This window comes from Rhizobium sp. NXC24 (genome assembly GCF_002944315.1).
Lineage (GTDB): Bacteria > Pseudomonadota > Alphaproteobacteria > Rhizobiales > Rhizobiaceae > Rhizobium.
Genome location: NZ_CP024311.1, coordinates 1310118 through 1333092, shown reverse-complemented (window position 1 = coordinate 1333092; position 22975 = coordinate 1310118). Strand labels below are relative to the sequence as shown.

Here is a 22975-nt window from a genome sequence, read left to right as displayed (position 1 = left end):
CCATGGCTGCCGGGCCGTTTGTCAGGGTTCAAAGCGACGATTTCGACCTTCAGGCCGAGATCGACCGCCTGACCGAAGGACGGCATGATATCGGCGCTGTCGTGACCTTTTCCGGCCTCTGCCGCGACGAAGGCGGCATGCTCGACGCTCTCGAACTCGAACACTATCCCGGCATGGCGGAGGCGGAAATCACCCGCATCGCGACGCTCGCCATCGAACGCTTCGAGCTTCGCGGCCTGACCGCCATCCATCGCTACGGCAAAATTGCGCCGGGAGAAAACATCGTCCTCGTCATCGCCGCCGCCTCGCATCGGCAAGCTGCCTTTGACGGCGCCAATTTCGTCATGGACTTTTTGAAGACTTCGGCGCCCTTCTGGAAGAAGGAACATGCAAAAGACGGCAGGCAAGGCGATTGGGTTTCGGCCAAGGATGCGGACGATGCCGCGCGGGCCAAATGGGCCGATAAAGAATAGGCTTTAGAGCGCAATTGCTCTACGGGGCCACACGCTCCCGCCGGCTCAACACCAGCAGCAGGACGAGCAACGAGAAGATCACGAAATCGCGCCAGAGGAACGGCCCGTAGGCGCCCCACATGGTCTCGAAAAGGCCGAGCAATGCCGCGCCACCCGCCGATTTCAGCGGATCGGAATAACCGCCGACAGCGGCAATCATCAGCACCTTCAGCCCGAACATCAGCCCGGCGCCGAAATCCATCGTGCCGTAATAGCAAGTCGCCAGCAGGCCGCAGGCGGTTGCGACCAATGCCGAGGCCATATACGCCAGGAGAAAGACGCGGTTGGCACTTGTGCCGCAAAGCTCGGCCGCCAGCGCATCATCCGTCACCGCCCGCCAGATGCGCCCCCATCCGGTATATCTCAGCACATAGGCGCCCCCGAGGATCACCACAACCATTAGCGCCGTATTGATGAGCTGGATCTCGGTCAGCGTCACCCGGAAATTGCCGCTGTCCCAGAAGACGATCATCTCATTGAGGAAAGGCGGTAGCCAAATACCGCGTGTATTGGAGGCCAGTCGCGCAGTCTCCATCAATATGATCATCATTCCGAGGGCTGCGACGATGATCGTATTGGGCGATTTGCGCGACAGCGGCAGCATGACCGAACGGCCGATGAGGAAGCTCGTCCCCAGCGTATAGGCGAGCGCAATGACAGCGCCGAAGGCGAGTGCGGCCGGAAGAATGAGAAACATCCTCGTGTAGCCGACGTCGGTGAACAGGACCAGCATCTGGCCGGCAAAGGCGAACAGCGCGCCATAGGTGATATCGGCCCGCTTCATCACACCGAAAGCAACGGCATAGCCGAAAGCCAGCGCCGCATAGAGTGCGGCAAGCGGAACGGCATTTGCCAATTGCTGCAGGAGATAGGCCATGGAACCTCCGGATATCGACGAATAGTAACTAGTAAAATCCATTTTACTAGTTATAATTTTGAGCATGAGCTTTTCCTGGACCCCACATCGGTTTTCCGGCGGCGCACTGGCGCTGGACGTCGCCAACAGCGTCATAATGCGCCACGACGATGAGCGGCGCACCGATCGTTTCGAGGCGCCGGGGCAGATGGAAAGCTTTCCGAAAGCGGCGATGAATTTCTGCGCCGAGCGGGCCTTGTTCGGCGATATCCTGCCGGTGAGGCAGGAGAATAGATCCGGCTTTCTCGATCTGCGTGAAGCGATCGATCGCTATTTTCGCGCCCGCATCCTCGACCGTGACGCCGACGCGCTGTTGGCCGATCTGCTGGAGGCGCTGTCGAAGGTGCTGCGTCGGGCCACCTCGCCCGATGGGCTCGACGCCGCGACGGTGCATTCGACGCTGCGGCTCATTGCCATGCCTGATCCGGACCGCATGAAAATCTGCCGCAACTGCGGCTGGCTGTTCATCGACCGCAGCAAGAACAAAAGCCGGGCCTGGTGCGACATGGCGGTCTGCGGCAACCGCGCCAAGGCGAACCGGCACTATCGCCGCAAGAAGGAGGAGAGTGCGCCATGAGAACCCAGGCGATCGTCTTGATGGCCGCAATTGCGGGCCTTGCGCTTGCCGGCTGTCAGCGGCAGGCCGACAACGGTCCGACCGAACTCAGCGGCCGGCTCTTCGTCTTCAACTATCGCGTCGCGAGCGCGAGCTACATGATCACGCTGAAGAAGATCGCGCCGATCCCGGAGGGCACGACGGCGGTCGCAGAATTCGAAAACCCGATGGGCGGCGATCCACTGGTGGTGCGGGAGAAGATCTATACGTTCTGGGACAAGATCACGCTCGAAAGCCCGGATCTGCGCTGCGTGCGAAAGGACCGCCCCTATTCCGTCTCGATCAAGCTGGTCGATGCCAGCGACAAGACGATCCAGATCATCAAGACCGAGGTGAAATCCGATCTCGACCAGACCGTGCTGCCGACGAGGCCGCTCGTGGTCGGCCCGAGCTATACAAAGAACCCGGATGTCTTCAAAGCCGATGGCAGCATAGACTATGGCCACGACCAGGCCTGCCCGGCATGAAAAAGCCGGAGCGCAAGACCCCGGCTTTCTTCTATGAATTCAATTGCTTCAGCGCGCAGGCTGAATGACTGATTCAGCCGACGATTTCGGTTTCGGAGAACCAGTAGGCGATTTCGATCGCAGCGGTTTCCGGAGCGTCCGAGCCGTGAACGGAGTTTTCGCCGATCGACAGAGCATGGATCTTGCGGATCGTGCCTTCGGCAGCGTTGGCCGGGTTGGTCGCGCCCATGATTTCGCGGTTCTTCAGGATGGCGCCTTCGCCTTCCAGAACCTGAACGACGGTCGGGCCGGAGGTCATGCCTTCGACGAGCTCGCCGAAGAAGGGACGGTCCTTATGAACGGCGTAGAAGCCTTCGGCTTCGCGCTTGCTCATCCAAACGCGCTTGGAAGCGATGACGCGCAGGCCATTGTCCTCAAAAATCTTGGTGATGGCGCCGGTCAGGTTACGCTTGGTTGCGTCCGGCTTGATCATCGAAAAAGTGCGTTCAATCGCCATGGGTCACGTCCTTGTCGTCAGAGAAAAGTGGGCGGTCTTTACCCGCCCCACAGCCTGAAAACAAGGGGGACGCGCCAATTTCACGCTGCTGTCACACTCAGGATGCCCGATTCGGAGCGAGACTGACGGCCAGTTGACAACCCATCAGCAAATTTCGTGGGCGCCATCAGCCCCATTTACTCCTTTCCATTTTATGCTTGCTTCATTGCTTTTGGAGGAAGGCCGGGATGCTGAGACATTACAGAATGTTCGCCGATTACAACCGCTGGGCCAACGCCCTGCTTTACGATGCCGCCGCTGAGCTCAGCGATGCCGAGTATCGCGAGGACCGAGGCGCCTTTTTCGGCTCGCTGCACGGCACGCTCAATCACATTCTGGTCGGCGATCGCGCCTGGATGCATCGCTTCACCGGCATCGGCGAAATGCCGGCAGCCTTGGACATCATATTGCACGACAATCTTACGGATCTTCGTGCCGCTCGCGAGGCTGAGGACCGGCGCATCATCGATTGGATGGACACGCTCGATGATGAGGCGCTTGCTGCCGACATCACCTACACGCCGATTACCCGGCCAGGTGTCATCACCCATCCGTTGATGCCGGCGCTCACTCATTTCTTCAACCATCAGACCCACCACCGCGGCCAATGCCACATGATACTGACGGCAATGGGCAAACCGTCGCTAAGTCTCGATCTGATTTATTTCGTGCGCACGGACGGAAAGCGCTGGATGTGAAGCAGGGCGCGAGCCAGCATTCCCCAATACAGTTTGGCGTTGTTCGACTGTCTAATTTTATTGCAATATCCCGCCAGTATGACGTTCTGTTCATGTTGCCTTAACCTGCGCACCTGCAATTTGCGAAATATATCAGGTAGCGGATCATCAGAGAGCAGGCATGAAGAGTTCGCAGGCAGGTGTTTCAGCATATCCCATCGGCAATGACGACATCGAGGCAGCGACCGACCTCGAGATGATCGGCCGCCATATGGCCAAGCTGAAAGTCAAAGCCCTGCCGCGCAATTACCAGCTTTTCCATGAAGCGCTCCACGGTTCGGATCGCAAGATCGCCAGCGAGATCGCAGCGCTTGGCCCCGCCCCCTCGCAAGCCAGCCTCGACGATATCGGCTTGAAACATCGCCTCGTCAGCCATTGCGGCCTGGTCGCGCGGAAATCCGAGGCGGATGCGGCCGAGATGCTGCGCGAAGTCGCCGCGCAACTGGCTGAGGGGCTGATGAAGAAACAGTGCTTTGCCCGCGAGATCGAAACGGCGCCGCATGTCGCCGCCGCCATGGACAGTCTCAACGCGTCACTGAGCAACCTGCTGCTTTACGAAACCGAGCTGACGGAGCGGCTGAGAGACTGCGCCGGCCTGCCGTCGCGAGCGGGCGGCACCCGCGCCTAAGCGCTCCGGCTCTTGCCTTCGGCGCGGAGTTCGGCCAAAACCGCGCCATGATTTCGATTTCCGATCTTTCCGCCCGCATTGCCGGCCGCCTCCTCATCGACCATGCCAGCGTGACGCTTCCGGCGGGCACGAAGGCGGGGCTTGTCGGCAAGAACGGCGCCGGCAAGTCGACATTGTTCCGTGTGATCACCGGCGATCTTGCCGCCGAAAGCGGCTCGGTCTCCATTCCGCGCAATGCCCGCATCGGCCAGGTGGCGCAGGAAGCGCCGGGTACCGAGGAGCCGCTGATCGAGATCGTTCTGAAGGCCGACAAGGAACGCACCGCCCTGCTCACGGAAGCCGAAACGGCGACCGATCCGCATCGCATCGCCGACATCCAGACGCGCCTTGCCGATATCGGCGCCCATTCGGCCGAAGCGCGCGCCGCCAGCATTCTCGCCGGCCTCGGCTTTGACCATGAGGCACAGCACCGACCCGCCTCCTCCTTTTCCGGCGGCTGGCGCATGCGCGTGGCGCTCGCAGCGGTACTTTTCTCCGAGCCGGACCTGCTGCTGCTCGACGAGCCGACCAACTATCTCGACCTCGAAGGCACGCTCTGGCTGGAAGATTACATCCGCCGCTATCCGCACACGGTCATCATCATCTCGCATGACCGCGATCTTCTGAACACGGCCGTCAATTCCATCGTCCATCTCGATCAAAAGAAGCTGACCTTCTATCGCGGCTCCTACGACCAGTTCGAGCGGCAAAAGGCGGAGGCCGACGAGCTGCAGATGAAGGCGAAGGCGAAGAACGAGGCGGCGCGCAAGCACCTGCAGAGTTTCATCGATCGCTTCAAGGCCAAGGCAACCAAGGCCCGGCAGGCGCAATCGCGTGTCAAGGCGCTGGAACGCATGGGCACGGTCGCCGCCGTCATCGAAGATCATGTGATGGGCTTCAGCTTTCCGGAGCCGGAAAAGCAGGCAGCGTCGCCGATCATCGCCGTCACTGGCGGCGCGGTCGGCTACGAGCCCGGCAAGCCGATCCTGAAACGCCTCAACCTGCGCATCGACGCCGACGACCGCATCGCCCTGCTCGGCTCCAACGGCAACGGCAAGTCCACCTTCGCGAAATTCGTCTCCGGCCGCCTCGATGCCGAAAGCGGCGATGTGAAGCTGGCGCCGAACCTGAAGATCGGCTTCTTTGCCCAGCATCAGCTTGACGATCTCGTGCCCAACCAGACCGCCGTCGAGCATGTGCGGCGCCGCATGCCCGACGCGCCGGAAGCGAAGGTGCGCGCCCGCGTCGCCCAGATGGGCCTTGCGACCGAGAAGATGGACACGCAGGTGAAGGATCTCTCCGGCGGCGAGAAAGCGCGGCTGTTGATGGGGCTTGCCGCCTTCGATGCACCGAATCTTCTGATCCTCGACGAACCGACCAACCATCTCGACATCGACAGCCGCAATGCGCTGATTCAGGCGCTGAACGACTATTCCGGCGCGGTCATCCTGATTTCGCACGATCGCCACCTCATCGAGGCCACTGTCGACCAGCTGTGGCTCGTGCGCGACGGCACGGTTGCCACCTTCGACGGCGACCTGGAGGACTATCGCAGCCTCGTCGTCGCCAGTCCCAAGCCGAGGGACGACAAGGGTAAGACCAATGGCGCTGACGATTCCGTCTCCAAGGCGGATCAGCGCAAGCTCAATGCCGACCGCCGCGCCTCGCTGGCACCGCTCAAGAAAAAGATCAACGAAATCGAATCCTTGACCGGCAAGCTGGAGAAACTGATTCAGGCGCTTGATGCGGAACTTGCAGATCCCGCCCTCTATGAGAAGGCACCTGCAAAGGCGGCCGAGAAAGCCAAGCAACGCTCCGACGCGGCGGAAAAGCTTGCAGCCGCGGAAGAGCAATGGCTTGAGCTTTCGTCTGAATATGAAAGCGGGATGGCCGGCTAGAGCATCCCGCATCACCAACAAACGGATGCCTTATATCCAAAATATCGGAGCGGTCTTGCTCGTTCGGAAGGACGCGCAGCCCTCTTCAAATGGTTAATTCCCTCGGCATCCGTGCGTCAATCCTAACCGATCATTAACCATAATCGGAAAAAATACGCCCAACATTCATTGACCTATATTGTTGAGCGATTCCCATGACCTTCCGTCTTCTCTTGGCCGGCCTTGCCGTATCCCTATCCCTTGCCGGCTGCGCCACAAAACCGGGCAACGAGGCGTCACTGAAGACGAGTTTTGCAGCGGAAGAGCTGCGTCATAAGCCGCTGAAGGCCAACGACCCAGTCGAAATGGAGCCGACCAAATGGGCCAGCGCCGAGCTTGAAACCAGGGAGACGGTCGATAACGGCGGTCCGCATCACCTCGCCGGGCGCACGCTGGAAGTTTCTTCGCTGCACGATCTGAAGCTGGACGACAAGGAAGTCATTCTCAGCTTCGACGACGGTCCGGCTCCGGGCAAGACGGAGCGCATCCTCTCCACGCTCGACAAATTCGGCGTCAAGGCGGCCTTCATGATGGTCGGCCAGATGGCGGAGGCGCACCCGGCCACCGCCCGCAAGGTCTTTGCCGACGGAGACACCATCGGCAGCCACACCTTCCGCCATCCCGATCTCGACAAGATGAGCTTCGACATGGCAATGGCCGAGATCACCCGCGGCGAGCACGCCGTTGCCAAGGTCATCGGTACGGATGTTTCCTTCTTCCGCTTCCCCTATCTCGCTGATTCCAAGCACCTGCGCACCGCCGTCGCCATGCGGGATCTCGTCGTCATGGATGTGGATATCGACAGCAAGGACTATTTCAACTCGACGCCCTCAGCCGTCGTAACCCGCACCATGAACCAACTGTACAAGCGCGGTCGCGGCATCATCCTGATGCACGACATCCACCAGCGCACGGCCACCATGCTGCCAACCCTACTGTCGCGTCTCGAAAGAGAGGGCTACAAGGTCGTGACGCTGAAGTACAAGGGCACCTCCGCACCTGCAACCAACCTGATCGCTCAGGCCAGCGTCACGGTTGTGCGCTGAAGACGGGATAAGCCTCGGAAAACTGTAAGATGAAACACATTCGGGGAAGCACTGTTGCTTCCCCGAATGTATTTTGATTTGATTATATATGACTCACTTCATCAATGGCATATCAGGTCCCTTATGAATCTCCATCTCGAGCATGACGACGATCCACTGACACTGCAATTCGTCGCTGAAAGGGATGCACAGTCTGAACAGGCGCTGATGACGCCTGAGTTCGAGGTGGACCGGGCGGCGATCAAGGCTTTGATCGAGCGTAAGGACCGGCTGATCCAGGTGGTACGCCGCGGCAAGTGGTTGTTCGACTTCCACCGCAGCGCAGATCACCCCCTCGGCATGTGGTTCCGATTGCCTGCCAATCTCGCCCCTTTGCCCGACGCACCCTGGGAGCCGATCTTCGATCTCGACGCTTTCTGCGCATCGGAAAACAAGCTTTGGCTCTGGCGTGGCGCAATCACCTGCCCTTGGGAACCGACGCGGGTATTGCTTTGTCTTTCCGACGGCGGCTCCGATCTTGGACGCCTGCTGGAGTTCGATTGCGAAGCCAAAAGCATTGTCGAAGGCGGATTTGACACGCCGCCGACACGTTGCCACGCCACCTGGCTTAATCGCGACGAGATCGCCTATTTCGGCTCGATTGACCGCCTCTCCTCGACCCGCTCCGGCTGGCCCCGCGTCGGTCGCCGTCTGAAGCGTGGCCAGGCGCCGGCAAAGGCACCCTTGCTTTACGCAACCGCCGATACAGACGTCTATGGCTCCTGCCTGGTCTTCGATCCGGTGCTTGCCGGCATCGCAAAGAAAGGTACGGCCAAGCCGATCCGGCTGTTCATCACCGGCCACGAAATCGGCAATTCCAGCGTTTTCGTCAAAGAGCAGGATTTTTCGCTGCGGCGGATCGATCTGCCGAGGGACATCGACGTCCAGCTCAACTATTCCTATTGCCTCTGGCTCGCCAAGACCGACGAGCGCATCCCGGCCGGCAGCCTGGCGCTGCAACCCTTACCGCGGGAGGCTACCGATGCCGGCGCCGAGGCGATGCGCGTGTTGTTTTCGCCCGGCGAGCGACAGTCGGTGTCTCAGTTCCTGCTGATGCGCGAATGGTGCGTCTTCGTCGTCTCCGACAAACTGCAGCCCCGCCTTTTCGTCTTCGACCTGACCAGGGCCGATGCGGCGATCGAGGAAATCACGCTGCCGGCCGATGTTCAGACTGTAACAGTCTGGCCGCTCTATTCCGACCTCCATCTCGGCGACGACACGCTGCAGGTCTATGGCGAAGGCTTCCTGCAACCGCCCTCCTGCTATCGCCTGGAGCTTGCCGACCGCAGAAAGCCGCTTGAACTCATTCACGCCGCGAGCTCCCCGGCCTATTTCGATACCGACGGCATGACCTCCGAATTGCTCGAGGCCACGTCAGAAGATGGTACGAAAGTGCCGTACCGCCTGGTATTGCCGAAGACATGGACCCACGGTGAACTGCCGGTCTTGATGTATGGCTATGGCGGCTTCGATTTTTCGGTTCGTCCGCAATATTCGGCAGTCATCGGCCGCTGGCTGGAACAGGGCGGTGCCTATGTGCAAGCCTATATCCGCGGCGGCGGCGAGCTCGGTCCGAACTGGCATCGTTCCGCCAAGGGGCATGGCCGCCACAGAGCTTTTGCCGATTTTGTCGCCGTCGCCCGCGATCTCGTCAACCGCGGCTACACCAAACCACAGCGCATAGCCGTCAATGGCGGCAGCAATGGCGGGCTGCTGACCGGCGTGATGCTGACACGCTATCCGCACGACTTCGGCGCGGCCTGGTGTCAGGTGCCGGTGCTCGATATGTCCCGCTTCCACGTCTTCCCGGCCGGCAAGGCCTGGATCGACGAATATGGCAATCCCGACGACCAGGCGGACCGGGACTATCTGCTTTCCTATTCGCCACTGCACAATCTCAAGCCGGCTTCGGAGATCACCTATCCGCCCATCTACATCGAGAGTTCCAGCAATGACGACCGGGTTCATCCCTCCCATGCGCGGCGGTTTGCTGCGCGCATGGAGGAACTCGGCCATCATCCGCTGTTCCACGAATTCCACTCGGGCGGCCATGGCGGCGACGGCGCATCGACGCAGCTCGCGGCGCGTATCGCGCTGGGTTACAGCTTCCTTCGCGAGACGATCGTGAAGCCGCGTGAGAATTGAAATCAGTCCTTTAGACATCAAACGAAAATCGGCAGTTGTAAGATTATTCGACGCGCTTGAAACGCGCTTGACGACATGATTAGTTGCGGCGTGATCACGAAGAGCGGGCCAAACCGCCCGCTCACCTCTGGGGGAGTAGATAGATGGATCGTCGTTCATTTCTGAGGAAAGCCGGTGTTGCCGGCGCAGGCTCGGTTGCTGCCGCAGCCCTGGCGGCTCCGGCCATTGCTCAGAGCAATCCGAAGATCAACTGGCGTTTGACCTCGTCGTTTCCGAAATCGCTCGACACGATCTATGGCGGCGCCGAGGTGCTGTCCAAATTTGTCTCGGAAGCGACCGACGGCAACTTCACCATCCAGGTCTTCGCCGCCGGCGAAATCGTGCCCGGCCTGCAGGCTGCCGACGCAACATCCGCAGGCACGGTCGAGGCCTGCCACACGGTCTCCTACTATTATTGGGGCAAGGATCCGGTTTGGGCGCTGGGCGCGGCCGTTCCTTTCGCGCTCAATGCCCGCGGCATGAACGCCTGGCAGTACCATGGCGGCGGCATCGACATGTTCAACGAATTCCTGGCGACGCAAGGGCTGATTGGTTTTCCGAGCGGCAATACCGGCGTGCAGATGGGTGGCTGGTTCCGTAAGGAAATCAATACCGTAGCCGACCTCAAGGGTCTGAAGATGCGTATCGGCGGCTTTGCCGGCAAAGTGGTGGAGCGCCTCGGCGTTGTGCCGCAGCAGATCGCCGGCGGCGATATCTATCCGGCGCTGGAAAAAGGCACGATCGATGCGGCCGAATGGGTAGGCCCCTATGACGACGAAAAGCTCGGGTTCTACAAGGTCGCTCCCTATTACTACTACCCCGGCTGGTGGGAAGGCGGTCCGACCGTACACGTCATGTTCAACAAGGCCGCCTATGAAGGCCTGCCGAAGGCCTATCAGTCGCTGCTGCGCACCGCCGCCCAGGCAACAGATGCCGACATGCTGCAGAAATACGACTATCTCAATCCGGCAGCCATCAAGCGTGTCGTGGCCGAAGGCGCGAAGCTGCGTCCGTTCAGCACCGACATCCTGAACGCCTGCTTCGACAAGTCGAACGAAGTCTACGCCGAGATGGAAGCATCGAACCCGACCTTCAAAAAGATCTGGGAATCGATCAAGGCGTTCCGCGGCGGCCACTATCTTTACGCGCAGGTCGCCGAATACAGCTACGACGTGTACATGATGACGCAGCAACGCGCCGGAAAGCTCTGATCATTGGATTCGAAACAAGAAACCCCGGAGCGATGCTCCGGGGTTTCTCTTTGGAATGCGGCAGCCGCTTCGTCCCCTGCTCAATTGAATGACGGCGGCTGACTGAGATCATTCGCAGGCGGGTTCTTCTTTTCGCCGCCCTGATCTGCCGGCTTGTTGTCGAGCGGATTGGCACCCGGGAGCTGCAGGCCGCCCGGCAAACCGAGACCGCCGCCATTATCCTGGCCGGGCGCACCAAAGCCGGGCACTTCGATCTTGATGGTATTGGGATCTATCCCGGCGCCCGCTCCCTTGTAGTGTGTGACCATCTGCGGAAACATGATCGTCAGCGCCACCATCAGGATCTGAATGCCGACAAAGGGTACCGCCCCCCAATAGATCTGTCCCGTCGTCACCGGCGCCGTCTTCTTGCCGGTGACCTTGTCGAGGTAAGGCACCTTCGCAGCCACCGAGCGCAAATAGAACAACGCAAAGCCGAAGGGCGGGTGCATGAAACTCGTCTGCATGTTGACGCCGAGCAGGACGCCGAACCAGATCAGGTCGATCCCGAGCTTGTCGGCGGCGGGCGCCAGCAGCGGCACGATGATGAAGGCGAGCTCGAAGAAATCGAGGAAGAAGGCCAGCACGAAAACCAAAAGGTTGACGGCGATCAAGAAACCGACCTGCCCACCCGGCAGCGACACCAGCAAATGCTCCACCCAGACATGACCGTTGACGCCGTAGAAGGTCAGCGAAAATACGCGCGAGCCGATCAGGATGAACAGCACGAAGGAGGAGAGCCGTGTCGTCGATGCGAGTGCCGAGCGAACCACATCCATGTTCAGCCGCCCCTTCGCTGCCGCCATCACCAGCGCGCCGGTTGCCCCCATCGCGCCGCCCTCCGTCGGTGTTGCGATGCCGAGGAAGATGGTGCCGAGTACGAGGAAGATCAGCGCCAAAGGCGGGATCAGCACGATGATCACCTGCTGGGCCAGCCGCGACATCAGGTTGAACTTCAACGTCTTATCGATGACGGCGACGACATAGATGAAAGCGACGCCGACGGTTGCACCAAGAATATCGGCATTCTCACCGTAGATCGGCGTCAGGTAGACATGAGCCGCATAGGCAACGCCGCCGCCGACCAAGAGCGCGATGAAAAGCGAGGTCACCCCGGAGCCGAGCGAGCGCGCCTCCTTCGGCAGCGCCGGCATCGAATTCGGCCGGACGATCGACATGATCAGCACGTAGAGCATGTAAATGCCGGTCAGCACCAGACCGGGGATCAGCGCGCCTGCATACATGTCGCCGACCGAACGGCCGAGCTGGTCAGCCAGCACGATCAGCACAAGCGACGGTGGAATGATCTGCGCAAGCGTTCCAGACGCGGCAATGACACCGGACGCAAGGCTGCGGTCATAGCCGTAACGCAGCATGATCGGCAACGAGATCAGGCCCATGGCGATGACCGAGGCCGCGACGACGCCGGTGGTGGCGGCAAGCAGCGCGCCAACGAAGATCACCGCGTAAGCAAGACCGCCACGAATCGGGCCGAAGAGCTGGCCGACGGTATCGAGCAGGTCCTCCGCCATCCCCGAGCGTTCCAGCACGATGCCCATGAATGTGAAGAACGGGATCGCCAGCAGCGTGTCGTTGGACATCACACCCCAGAACCGATCCGGCAGCGCGTTGAGCAACGGCCAGGAGAGATGGATGGAACCGCCCGAATAAGGCGCCAGCTCGACGCCGATCCAGAAGAACAGCAGTCCGTTGGCGGCGAGCGCAAAGGCGACAGGATATCCGATCAGTAGGAAGATGATTAGCGAAGCGAACATGATCGGGGCCATGTTCACGGCAATGAATTCAATCATCAGCGCGCCTCCCCGGCAGGCGTTTCGGCATCAAGGGGCGCGTGCGTCGGCACGTATGGTGTCGGGTCCTCCATATCGCCGCGCATGACGGCGATCTTCTTGATGATTTCGGAAACACCTTGCACCGCCAATAAAAGGAAGCCTACCAACAATAGCGCCTTGCCCGGCCAGATAATCAGGCCACCAGCACTGGACGAAACCTCGCCCGATAGGAAGGACGTGCGAACATAGGGCACGAGGTCATAGACCATCAGAAGCACGAAGGGCATGAGGAACAGGCAATGACCGAGCAGATCGATCCAGTGCTGAACGCGCCGCGGTAAGGCGCCGTAGACGATATCGATGCGGATGTGCTCGTTCTGCCTGAGCGTATAGGCGGCGGCGAGCATGAAGGCGGCGCCGAACAAATACCATTGCGCTTCCAGCCAGGCGTTGGACGAGGTGTTGAACACCTTGCGGACGATCGCGTTTCCGGCGCTGACAAGCACGGCGACCAGAATGAGCCAAGAAACCGATTTGCCAATGAATTCGGTGACAGCATCCACGAGCCGGCTGAAGCCGAGCAATGCTTTCATCATTTTTCTCCCCCGCAGCGGTCTTCCCCGAGATCTCCTTGCCGCGTACAGGCAGAGTGCCGATTTTACGCTGTGAATCAAGAGTGTAAGCTGGTTTTCCAAATGTGACAGCGCAGCAGCAAGAAATGCCAGGCGTCCACCTGATTGCCAGCAATTGCGCTTGCCGGCCTTGCCCGCCCGCTGCATTCTGATAAAAGATCATGCAAATAATCATACTAATCGAGAGACACCCATGTCCCCCATCAACCTCGCCATCGTCGGCGTCGGCAAGATCGTCCGCGACCAGCACCTTCCTTCCATCGCGAACAATTCGGATTTCAAACTGATCGCCACGGCGAGCCGCCACGGCACCGTCGACGGCATTCCGGCCTTCACCAGCATCGAGGCCATGCTGGACGCCGTTGCCGGGATCGATGCCGTCTCGCTTTGCATGCCGCCGCAATATCGCTATGAGGCTGCCTACAAGGCTCTTCAGGCCGGCAAGCATGTGTTCCTGGAAAAGCCGCCGGGCGCCACGCTGAGCGAAGTTGCCGATCTCGAGGCGCTTGCCAAGGCAAAGGGCGTTTCTCTCTTTGCGAGCTGGCATTCGCGTTATGCGCCTGCTGTCGAGGCCGCGAAGGCTTTTCTCGACGCGACGACGATCAACAGCGTCCATGTCATTTGGAAGGAAGACGTGCGCCACTGGCATCCGAATCAGGAATGGATCTGGCAGGCCGGCGGCCTCGGCGTCTTCGATCCGGGCATCAATGCTCTATCGATCGTCACCCACATCCTGCCGCCGCTATTTCTGACGGGCGCAGTACTGGAATTCCCCGAAAACCGCGATTCGCCGATTGCGGCCGACCTGCAGTTCAAGAGTGGCCAGGGACTTGCCGTCCATGCCGAATTCGACTGGCGCCAGACCGGCAAGCAGAGCTGGGATATCGTCGCTGAAACCGAAGCCGGCCAGATGGTGCTCTCCGAGGGCGGCTCGAAGCTTTCGGTGAACGGCGAATTGAAGTTCACCGCCCCCGAGGCGGAATATCCTTCGCTCTATCGCCGCTTCGCCGAGATCGTCAAAGCCGGCACGTCTGATGTCGACCTGGCGCCGCTTCGCCACGTCGCCGACGCCTTCATGCTCGGCAAGCGCAAGTTCGTCGAGGCTTTCCACGACTAAGCTCCATTGACCGATGAGATGCGCCGCGCAGAATGCTAAAGTGGCGCATCTTCATGGGTGGGGAGATTGCGATGTCGTCCGAAAGCGGGGAAAGCTTCGGGCTGGGCGTAAGACACAAGCTTGTCACGCTGGCCGAGCCGAATGCAAGATGGCGGGAAGCCTATGCTCTGGAAGAGATCGCTATCCGCAAAGCCCTCCGCGATCTCGCACTCGACATCCAGCATTTTGGCAGTACGTCTATACCGGCGATCAAGGCCAAGCCAATCATCGATATCGCCGTTGGTGTTAGGCGTTTCGACGAAGGATTCCGTTGCATCAAGCCAATGGAAAAGATTGGTTATGAGTATGTCGGCAACGACATCGTCCCCGACGATCATATTTTCGGCCGCGGCATCAAAGGCGAAACGCGCACCCATCTCGTTCACATTGTCGAACATGGCGGCGCCCAATGGAACCGGTTTATCCTGTTCCGCGACAGGCTCCGCGCAAATCCCGCTCTCGCCCAAGCCTATGAGGCACTGAAAATCGGGCTAGCCGACGAATATGCCGACAATCGTGCCGCATATACGGAGGCGAAGAAGGTCTTTATTGACAAGATTGTTGCAGCGACTGGTGATTAAGCCTTCTCCCAACGGGAAAAGAAGAATGATCACGCCTTCTTCTCCCAGCGCCCATCCTGGGTCTGCTGCCAGTAGGTGAGGTTATGCCCCTCGCCCTTCAGCTTCTTCCACTGCGCCCTGGCGCCTTCCAACTGCTCTTGGTCGTAGCCATCGAACATGAAAACAACGCGCTGATAATTCTCGATATCCGAGGCTTCGGCGCCATCGACGAAGAAGCGGACCGTGGCGTTGTTCGCATTGTCGGGCGAGACGGTCAGCAACACCGGCTGTTTGTCCGGCATGTCTCCATCATCCGTGCCATGCGGCAGAAAACTGTCCTCGCGATAGGTCCAGAGATGCACGTCAAGAGCATCCCGCCGCGCCGCTTCGCGTGCCTGGATGGCAACCTGCCAACCGCGCTCGACACTTTTGTCGATCAGCGGAGGAAGGGCGTCTTCCAGCTTCGATTCGGTCAGGTGATAGAAGAGAACGTCGGTCATGCCGTTCCTTCTATCTCAAACACCTTCGAAGGTCACGATTCGTAATTCTGGCGGACCAGCTCGTCGAGCAGGCGCACGCCGAAACCCGAGCCCCAGGACTGGTTGATTTCGTCCTGGATCGAGCCCATGGCCGTGCCGGCAATATCGAGATGTGCCCAAGGCGTTTCCTGGACGAAACGCTTGAGGAACTGCGCGGCGGTGATCGAACCGGCATGGCGGCCGCCGGTATTTTTCATGTCGGCGAACTTGCTGTCGATCATCTTGTCGTAGTCCTTGCCGAGCGGCATGCGCCACAGGCGCTCGTTGGTGGCAAGGCCGGCGGCGGTCAGTTCGTTCGCCAACTTGTCGTCATTGCAGAACAGGCCGGCATGCAGATTGCCGAGCGCGATGAGAATGGCGCCGGTCAGCGTCGCGAGGTTGATCATGAACTGCGGCTTGAAGCGGTCGTTGGTATACCAGAGCGCATCGCAGAGCACGAGCCGACCTTCCGCATCCGTATTGATCACCTCGATCGTCTGGCCCGACATGGAGGTGACGATATCGCCGGGACGCTGGGCATTGCCGTCCGGCATGTTTTCGACCAAGCCGATGACGCCGATGGCGTTGACCTTGGCGCCGCGCGCCGCGAGCGCGTGCATCAAGCCGGTGACAGCGGCAGCCCCACCCATATCGCCTTTCATGTCCTCCATGCCGGCAGCCGGCTTGATGGAAATGCCGCCGGTGTCGAACACCACGCCCTTGCCGATGAAGGCAATCGGCTTGTCTTTCGGTTTGCCGCCCTTCCACTGCATGATCACCAGGCGTGGCGGACGCACGGAACCCTGCGCCACGCCAAGCAGCGCCCCCATGCCGAGCCGGCGCATTTCACGCTCCGTCAGGATCTCCACCTCGACACCAAGCTTTTCCAACCCCTTGGCTTTGGCGGCAAACTCGACCGGGCCGAGAGCGTTCGGCGGCTCGTTGACGAGATCGCGGGCCAGAATCACGCCGTCGGCGATCGCTTCCGATGCCGCGAGGAGCTTCTTCGCCGCAGCGGCATTCGAGGTAACGATCGTCACCTTGACGGACTTCGGCGTGCCGTTCTTGTCCTCGTCGTCGTTCTTCTTCGTCTTGTAGGTATCGAAGCTATAGGCGCGCAACAGCATGCCGAGGGCGAAATCGGCCGCTGCCGTGGCCTCGGTCTCACCGTCATGTGCATCGATGAAGATCGCAGCCTTTTCCACATTGCGGATTTTCGCGGCCGCGCCGCCGCCGAGCTTCAGCCAATCATGCGCATTCAGCTCCTTCGCCTTGCCGGTGCCGATAACGATGATACGGTCGACCGGCGAGCCTTCGGGCGCGACGATATCGAGGCTGCTCAAGCCTTTGGCGGTGAACCGGGCAATCCGTGCGGCCTTGGCGAAAACATTTGCCGGATCGGCACTTTCTGCCCCTGCCGGCAACTCGCTGTCCGTGTCTTTCAGGAGAATGGCCAGACCGCCAGTCAGCCGAACCGATTTGGCAAAGGAAATCTCGAATTTCACAGACATTTCTGCTCCGATAATACGTGTCGTGCAAAATAGAATTACACACTCCGGATCATTCAAGGTTTCCATATCAAATACAAGCTTTTGGCGAGGCATTCCGCGAAGAAACACCTTGAGACATTCAAATCCCTGTCATCTACCGCCGCTAGTTTGCCGGAGCATCTATTGGGTCTCGCCGCCTGCGCGACGCGATCATCTATCGGAACGCCGCCTTGATCATAGACTCCGCCAGCTTCGATCATCGGGATCGTTTCCCCGAAATCCTGCGGCCGCGCACGGCGGGCGATGCCTTCGTCGTTCTCTTTTGTCTTTGGTGGATGCTGCTCGGGCTGTTTTCGATTCTTCCACAGATCGATCTTGCTGTGGCCAATATGTTCTTCCTGCAGGAACAATGCGCCACTCCCGTCAGGCCCGGCCAGATCTGCGGCATTTTCCCTTATAATGACGATGCGCACATGCGTCTGCTCAGGGAAGTTTTCTTTCAGGTTCCCTATATCGTCGCGATTGCTCTCTGTTGGATGCTGGTCGAGTGCTGGCAGCAACACGGCGCAACCTTCCGGACGCTGCGGGCCCGCAATTTGAAAATCGCGCTCGGTTCGTTGTTTCTCGGCCCCGTGCTGATCGTCAATCTCTGGCTCAAATCCTTCTCGGGCCGTCCTCGGCCACGGCAGACCGATCTCTTCGGCGGCATGCTCGATTTCGTTCATGCCGGCTCTTTTGCCGGGAAATGTGTGAGCAACTGTTCCTTCATTTCCGGAGAATCCGCCGCTGCCGGCTGGCTGTTTTGCCTGATCTTCATCATCCCGCAGCCGGCGCGGACGGCCATCGCCCTGCCGATCGCAGCCGTGTCTATTCTCATTCCAGCCCTCCGAGTAGCCTTCGGCGGTCACTACCTCTCGGATGCCGTTTTGGGTTGGCTTTCCTCGCTTGTCATATTCACCGCTCTCATGGCGTTATCCCAAACGACACACAGCAGAAAAAATTCAGAAAATTAACGAATTTTTTGCGAGTGGGCTGTCGCCAAAAAAACGCAAACGGCGTAGAGGAGGATGAATCTCTGCCGGCTCGCACGGCGGAGTGTTGCGTTTAAGGGCCGGCATGAAGTTATTCGAAACATATATCGTACGGCGTGTCGGCATGATGTTCCTGGTAGCGCTGCTGCCGGTGCTCGCCATCATCTGGACGACCCAGGTGCTGCAGCGCATCAACCTCGTGACCGACAGCGGCCAGTCGATCGGCTCGTTTGCTAAGCTTGCGACTCTCATCCTGCCGACGATCATTCCCGTGGTTCTGCCTTTCGCTCTGGTGATCGGCATCACGCAGACGCTGACGGCGATGAACAGCGATTCGGAACTGACGGTTATGGAGGCGGCGGGTGCGCGGCGCAGCATCATCGTCCGCCCGATCATGATTCTCGCGATAGCTATCAGCGTTTTCTCATTTGTGGTCGACAATATGGTCGAGCCGAAAGCGCGTGTAGCCGCCCGCGAGATGGTCGCAGAAGCCTATGCCGACCTTCTCTCGACCGTCATCGAAGAGAAGAATTTCCGCCGTATCGAAGACGGGCTTTATGTGCAGATCACCCAGCGCCTGTCGGGACGAATCCTGAAGGGCCTGTTCGTGGTGGATTCGCGCGATCCCACTTTCGATCTCATCTATTATGCCAAGGAAGGCGCCGTCGATGCGAGCGGCACGTCGCTTTTGATGAAGGATGGCGAAGTTCACCGCAAAACGCCTGACGGCAACGTCTCCGTCATCAATTTCGACTCCTATTCCTTCGATCTTTCCGACATGACGCAGAGCCGCGGCCAGGCAACGCTGCGCGCCGGCGACCGCGGTCTTGGCTTCCTGCTGAACCCGGATCCGAACGATCCAGATTATAAAGCAAAACCAGGCGGCTACCGCGCGGAGCTACATCGGCGTCTCACCGACTGGGCGTTGCCGGCAATCTTTGCCCTGATATCCCTGGTGATAGCCGGCGATGCGCGATCCCATCGCGAAGCACGGCTGCATCCGATGGTGTCGGCGCTTACCATTGCTTTTGCCTTGCGCTGGGCGGATTTTTATGCGGCAAACCAGATCGAGAATGCTCCCTATTTCATCGGCGTTCTCTATGCGGCCAACATCTGCGCAGCTTTGATTGCGATCGCCCTGCTGTTCAGGAACCGGAAGATGTCGGTGCCCAGGTCCATCCGCAACCGCTTCGCCAATCTGCGGCAGAAGATCCAGGATCGCATGCCGGCGCCCGGCGGCTCGAATGGGGGCGGCGCATGATCTTCAATACGCTCGGCCGCTACTTCTTCATGCGCTACGTCGTGACAACCTTCTGGTTTTTCCTCGGCGTTGTCTCGATCGTCTATCTCGTCGACTTCAGCGAGACCGCCGGCCGGCTTGCCGGCCTTCCCGGGTACACGGTCAGCCTCGGCTTGCTGATGACGGCCGTCAGGCTGCCGTTCATCCTGCAGCAGACGGTGCCGTTCATCGCCCTGTTCGTCGGCATGACGGTGCTGATCGCGCTCAATCGGCGTCGTGAGCTCGTGATTGCGCGTGCGGCCGGCATCTCCGTCTGGCAGTTCATGACGCCGTTCGTGATCGGCGCATTCTTTGTCGGCCTGCTGACCATGTTTGCCCTCAATCCTGTTGCGGCGTGGGGACAACGGCAGGCGGAAACGATGGAAGCCGACCTACGCGGCGATCCATCCTATCACAACAAGCTCTCGATTCCGTGGCTGCGCCAGTCGAACGGCAAAGACGACGTCATCATTGGCGCCAAGGCCGTTCTCGACAACGGAACGACGCTGATGAACGTCGTGTTTATCCACTTCGATTCACAAGGGAATATCGTTCTCAGGCAGGACGCGCAGTCGGCAAAGTTGCAAGATGGTTACTGGCTTCTTAACAGTGTCGTCGAGCGCAGACCGGGCGAAATTCCGGATCATAAGAGTACGGTACAGGTTCGTACGAATCTGAAACAGGATTTCGTCTCAGAGCGCCTGGCACAGCCGGAAACCATTGCTTTTTATGATCTTTCTAATCGAATAAAGATTGCAAAGTCCTTTGGCATCTCAACCAAAGCTCTTGAGACCCAATTTCACTCGCTGCTGTCGCAGCCATTCCTTCTGGTGGCAATGACGCTGATCGCCGCCACCGTCTCGTTAAAATTCAGTAGATTCAACCAATCGCGCTCCGTGATTCTGGGTGGAATCCTCTCAGGCTTCGTGCTTTATGTTGTCACCGTGCTGGTAAAGGCATTCGGGAGCAGCGGAGTGGTTCCTCCTTTCGTGGCGACATGGATACCCGTGATCGTCGCTTTGGCATTCGGAGCAACGATCCTGCTTCATCAGGAGGACGGCTAAGTGGCGGCAGGCAACCGCAAGAGTATCAAGGAATTTGTCGCTGCCCTCGTCATGGGCGCGGCTGCGTATGCATTTGTCATGAGCCCGGTCGTAGCTTACGCCCAGGACAACAATAATAACGGCGGCGCTGGCGCTGCGACCTCTCCCGTTAAGGTCAAAGTGCCGGAAGGCTCCAAGCTGATCCTTTCGTCAAACGAACTGGTCTATAACAAGGATACTCAAATCGTTACCGCCAGCGGTGCGGTTCAGATCAACTATGGCGGCTACAAGATGGTCGCGCAAAAGGTTGAATATAATCAAAAAAGCGGACGGATGACGGCGATTGGCAATGTGGAGCTGATCAGCCCGGACGGCAACCGGATGTACGGTGACAAAATGGATGTCACCGACAGCTTCTCCGACGGTTTCGTCAACGCTCTGCGTATCGAAATGCCAGACAATACCCGCATGGCCGCCGAAAAGGGCGAACGTGTGGGCGGCAACCAATTGATTCTGACGAAGGGCGTCTATACCGCCTGTTTGCCGTGCTCCGAGCAGGGCCGCGCGCCGCTATGGCAGGTCAAGGCTCAGCGCGTGGTGCAGAACGGCGTGACGCATACCGTCCGTCTCGAGCATGCCCGCTTCGAACTGTTCGGCCAGCCGATCGCTTATGTTCCCTGGATCGAAGTTCCCGACAATACGGTGAAGCGCAAATCAGGCTTCCTGTTTCCGTCGATGAGCTATTCGGAGAACCTCGGCTTTGGCGTGAAGGTTCCCTACTATTACGTCATCTCGCCGAGCATGGACGCGACGATCAGCGCCACCGGCTATACAAGCCAGGGCTTGCTGCTCGAAGGCGAATTCCGGCAACGCTTTGAAAACGGTACGCATATTCTGCGCGTCGCCGGTATCAATCAGATGAGCCCGGACCAGTTCACCGCCAATACCAGTGACGCCGAGCACAAAACCCGCGGCGTGATCTCGTCGAAGGCCGATTTCAGAATCAATCCTCGCTGGACGTTTGGCTGGGATGTCATGGCGCAAAGCGACAATAACTTTTCGCGCACCTATGGCTTGCAAGGTCTCAGCCAGAGCACCCACACGAACGACATCTATTTGACGGGTCTCGGCAAGCGCAATTATTTCGATATGCGCGCCTTCTACTATGACATTCAGGACGCTGACGACAACAGCACCGCCGAAAAGCAGCAGGCGGTCGTCTATCCGAGCGTCGACTATCATTATGTCGATCCGAACTCGGTCTATGGCGGCGAATTGTCCGCGACGATGAACTTCACGCATTTGTCGCGTGACAAGGCGTCGGTGCTCGACAACGTCAACAATCTCGGCGACGCCAGCCTGAACGACCGCTTCCTCGGTCTTTCCGGCAGCTATACGCGTCTTACCACCGAGCTACAGTGGCAGCGCACCTTCACGACCGATCAGGGTCTGGTCTTGACGCCGCTTGCCGCAGCTCGCGGCGACATCTATGGCCTCGGTATGGATGCGCCTAACGGCGACTATTCCGGCAACTATGACACCAGCGATTACGCGACGCGCGGTATGGTAACGGGAGGCCTCGAAGCCAAGTACCCGTTCCTCATTTCCACCAGCAACAGCACGCATGTGTTCGAGCCGATCGCACAAATCTATGTGCGTCCTGACGAGCAACTTGCAGGACGGCTGCCGAATGAAGACGCCCAGAGCTTTGTTTTCGATGCGACCAACTTGTTCGATCGCGACAAATTCTCCGGCTTCGACCGTGTAGAAGGCGGCACGCGCGCCAACGTGGGTTGGCGCTATACGGGCAGCTTCGACAGCGGTTACAAGTTGCAGCACATCTTCGGCCAATCGTACCAGCTTGCCGGACGAAACTCGTTCGCAACCGACGATCTGGTGGGTGCCGGTTCGGATTCGGGACTTGAAACCACCCGCTCCGACTATGTGACCATGTTCGGCCTCACGACGCCGCAGGGCATCTCGCTTTCGCAGTCCTACCGCTTCGACGAAAAGGACTTCGCGTTCCGTCGCGGCGATACGCAGGTCGGCTTTGCAAACGACGACTTCCAGACCTCGGTGACCTACACCCATATCGCCGCTCAGCCGCAATATGGCTTCACCTCGGACCAGGACGAAATCCAAACCCGCGCCCAGATCAAATTCAAGAATTATTGGTCTGTCTTCGGCACGGTCAGCTATGATCTCAACGACAGCGAGATCACGCGCCAGGGCATCGGTCTTTCCTATGAGGACGAATGCACGATCTTCAGCGTCTCCTTCCTCGACAAGAAGGATTCGACGAACCAGTCGGGAAGCGACTGGTCGATCGGCGCCCGCATCACGTTCCGTACGCTCGGCGACGTCAATCTGGGCAATGTCCAGGACGCGACGTTCTGATCACTCAAATCCAAAAGGGCCGGCTCCAAAGCCGGCCCTTTTGCTTTGAAGCGATCGCCATGTCTCTCCGCGTCATTGTTTCGCCGCAAGGATTTTGCAATTCGTCGTGCTTGTTGTAGATATTGGCGCGAATTTGCCGTATTGCGCCAATGGCGTTCCAATGTGACGCA

Annotated in this window: 21 protein-coding genes; 15 read left to right on the top strand and 6 right to left on the bottom strand. The window is 59.2% G+C overall.

Translation table 11 applies throughout. The annotated features are described in order from the left end of the window. The first annotated feature begins 2 nt into the window (after positions 1-2). Positions 3-473, top strand: a complete 471-nt coding sequence (locus NXC24_RS06635; RefSeq protein WP_104822585.1) for a molybdenum cofactor biosynthesis protein MoaE — start codon at positions 3-5, stop codon at positions 471-473. Positions 474-492: 19 nt separating this feature from the next. Here NXC24_RS06635 and NXC24_RS06630 read toward each other — a convergent pair whose 3' ends face one another. Next, positions 493-1389 carry a branched-chain amino acid ABC transporter permease gene (locus NXC24_RS06630; protein ID WP_104822584.1) on the bottom strand — a complete coding sequence of 299 codons (897 nt, stop codon included), beginning with the start codon at positions 1387-1389 and terminating at the stop codon, positions 493-495. 64 nt (positions 1390-1453) lie between these two features. Between NXC24_RS06630 and NXC24_RS06625 the strand changes: the two genes are divergently transcribed. Both NXC24_RS06625 and NXC24_RS06620 read left to right on the top strand, forming a co-directional pair. Next, on the top strand, positions 1454-2005 hold the full coding sequence (locus NXC24_RS06625; protein WP_104822583.1) for a CGNR zinc finger domain-containing protein: 552 nt from the start codon (positions 1454-1456) through the stop codon (positions 2003-2005). Next, positions 2002-2511: a hypothetical protein gene (locus NXC24_RS06620; RefSeq protein WP_104822582.1), complete on the top strand. Its 510-nt coding sequence runs from the start codon at positions 2002-2004 to the stop codon at positions 2509-2511. Before NXC24_RS06625 ends, NXC24_RS06620 begins: the two co-directional genes overlap by 4 nt. A 73-nt stretch (positions 2512-2584) precedes the next feature. On the opposite strand, the gene ndk is transcribed toward NXC24_RS06620, so the two are convergent. Then, positions 2585-3007: a nucleoside-diphosphate kinase gene (ndk, locus tag NXC24_RS06615; RefSeq protein WP_104822581.1), complete on the bottom strand. Its 423-nt coding sequence runs from the start codon at positions 3005-3007 to the stop codon at positions 2585-2587. 227 nt (positions 3008-3234) lie between these two features. Here ndk and NXC24_RS06610 point away from each other — a divergent pair, with 227 nt between their 5' ends. From NXC24_RS06610 to NXC24_RS06585, 6 genes are all read left to right on the top strand, one after another. Further along, entirely contained in the window at positions 3235-3744 is a 510-nt protein-coding gene (locus NXC24_RS06610; RefSeq protein ID WP_104822580.1) for a DinB family protein, read from the top strand. A gap of 160 nt (positions 3745-3904) precedes the next feature. Next, positions 3905-4411, top strand: coding sequence for a hypothetical protein (locus tag NXC24_RS06605; protein ID WP_104822579.1), 507 nt, complete (start codon positions 3905-3907; stop codon positions 4409-4411). 47 nt (positions 4412-4458) lie between these two features. Next, complete coding sequence (locus NXC24_RS06600; RefSeq protein WP_104822578.1) at positions 4459-6348, top strand: ABC-F family ATP-binding cassette domain-containing protein; 1890 nt, start codon at positions 4459-4461, stop codon at positions 6346-6348. A 194-nt stretch (positions 6349-6542) separates the two neighbouring features. Beyond that, the gene (locus NXC24_RS06595) at positions 6543-7433 is read left to right on the top strand and encodes a polysaccharide deacetylase family protein (RefSeq protein ID WP_104822577.1); all 891 of its coding nucleotides are present in this window, start codon (positions 6543-6545) and stop codon (positions 7431-7433) included. A 123-nt stretch (positions 7434-7556) separates the two neighbouring features. Beyond that, entirely contained in the window at positions 7557-9617 is a 2061-nt protein-coding gene (locus NXC24_RS06590; protein WP_104825043.1) for a prolyl oligopeptidase family serine peptidase, read from the top strand. A 143-nt stretch (positions 9618-9760) separates the two neighbouring features. Beyond that, complete coding sequence (locus tag NXC24_RS06585) at positions 9761-10867, top strand: TRAP transporter substrate-binding protein (protein ID WP_104822576.1); 1107 nt, start codon at positions 9761-9763, stop codon at positions 10865-10867. Positions 10868-10947: 80 nt separating this feature from the next. Here the strand turns inward: NXC24_RS06585 and NXC24_RS06580 are convergent, their stop codons facing one another. After that, positions 10948-12717 carry a TRAP transporter large permease subunit gene (locus NXC24_RS06580; protein WP_104822575.1) on the bottom strand — a complete coding sequence of 590 codons (1770 nt, stop codon included), beginning with the start codon at positions 12715-12717 and terminating at the stop codon, positions 10948-10950. Next, a complete protein-coding gene (locus NXC24_RS06575) occupies positions 12717-13292 on the bottom strand; it encodes a TRAP transporter small permease subunit (protein ID WP_104825042.1) in 576 nt (191 codons plus the stop codon). The genes NXC24_RS06580 and NXC24_RS06575 overlap by 1 nt, the downstream gene beginning before the upstream one ends. A 232-nt stretch (positions 13293-13524) precedes the next feature. Between NXC24_RS06575 and NXC24_RS06570 the strand changes: the two genes are divergently transcribed. Both NXC24_RS06570 and NXC24_RS06565 read left to right on the top strand, forming a co-directional pair. After that, on the top strand, positions 13525-14448 hold the full coding sequence (locus NXC24_RS06570) for a Gfo/Idh/MocA family oxidoreductase (protein WP_104822574.1): 924 nt from the start codon (positions 13525-13527) through the stop codon (positions 14446-14448). Between the two features lie 71 nt (positions 14449-14519). Beyond that, a complete protein-coding gene (locus NXC24_RS06565) occupies positions 14520-15068 on the top strand; it encodes a GrpB family protein (protein ID WP_104822573.1) in 549 nt (182 codons plus the stop codon). 29 nt (positions 15069-15097) lie between these two features. Here NXC24_RS06565 and NXC24_RS06560 read toward each other — a convergent pair whose 3' ends face one another. Further along, entirely contained in the window at positions 15098-15547 is a 450-nt protein-coding gene (locus NXC24_RS06560; protein WP_104822572.1) for a DNA polymerase III subunit chi, read from the bottom strand. Positions 15548-15579: 32 nt separating this feature from the next. After that, the gene (locus NXC24_RS06555; RefSeq protein ID WP_104822571.1) at positions 15580-17076 is read right to left on the bottom strand and encodes a leucyl aminopeptidase; all 1497 of its coding nucleotides are present in this window, start codon (positions 17074-17076) and stop codon (positions 15580-15582) included. 314 nt (positions 17077-17390) lie between these two features. Here NXC24_RS06555 and NXC24_RS06550 point away from each other — a divergent pair, with 314 nt between their 5' ends. The 4 genes from NXC24_RS06550 to NXC24_RS06535 all read left to right on the top strand — a co-directional run bounded on the left by NXC24_RS06550 (position 17391) and on the right by NXC24_RS06535 (position 22805). Further along, positions 17391-18068 (top strand): phosphatase PAP2 family protein, encoded by a 678-nt coding sequence (locus NXC24_RS06550; RefSeq protein ID WP_245463972.1) that lies wholly within the window; start codon positions 17391-17393, stop codon positions 18066-18068. A gap of 103 nt (positions 18069-18171) precedes the next feature. Then, complete coding sequence (locus tag NXC24_RS06545) at positions 18172-19347, top strand: LptF/LptG family permease (protein WP_104822569.1); 1176 nt, start codon at positions 18172-18174, stop codon at positions 19345-19347. Continuing rightward, positions 19344-20429, top strand: a complete 1086-nt coding sequence (gene lptG / locus NXC24_RS06540; protein WP_104822568.1) for an LPS export ABC transporter permease LptG — start codon at positions 19344-19346, stop codon at positions 20427-20429. The genes NXC24_RS06545 and lptG overlap by 4 nt, the downstream gene beginning before the upstream one ends. Further along, the gene (locus NXC24_RS06535) at positions 20430-22805 is read left to right on the top strand and encodes an LPS-assembly protein LptD (protein WP_104822567.1); all 2376 of its coding nucleotides are present in this window, start codon (positions 20430-20432) and stop codon (positions 22803-22805) included. Positions 22806-22975 lie beyond the last annotated feature (170 nt).